The organism is Pedobacter sp. 01N416, assembly GCF_056399685.1.
Genome location: NZ_JBFTRT010001088.1, coordinates 1 through 480 on the forward strand (window position 1 = coordinate 1; position 480 = coordinate 480).

Below are 480 nucleotides of genomic sequence, written 5' to 3' on the forward strand. Positions count from 1 at the left end.
CTCGCGCGGTTATGCTTATGGCGCCGATTTTAGTATAGGCGGTGAGTTTGTTAAGGATCTGGTTTCTTATTTCAGAATGTCGGTTATGCATGCCAATGAAGATATTATTGGAGATAGTTATATCCAGAATGGAACTACAATTTATCCTGGTTATCTAAAAAGGCCAACTGATCAGCGTTTGAATTTCTCTATATTTTTTCAGGATAAATTATTAAATAGTCCAACTTATAAAGTACACTTAAACGCGCTTTATGGCTCAAGATTACCGATTGGTCCATCACAAACACCACGGTATTTAGATAAGTTTTTTATCCCATCATACAAGCGGGTAGATATCGGTTTCTCTAAAGATTTCCTTGATGACGCCGCTTTGCACAAACCCAAATTTCTGGACAAAAATTTCAGTTCGGTTATTTTGTTCTTTGAGGTTTTTAATATGTTGAATATCGACAATACAGTTTCCTACTTATGGCTTAAGGA

At 36.0% G+C, this 480-nt stretch carries 1 pseudogene; it reads left to right on the forward strand.

Annotated features, from left to right (window positions below):
* A pseudogene (locus tag AC1DND_RS29365) lies at positions 1-480 on the forward strand (TonB-dependent receptor); the annotation flags it as partial.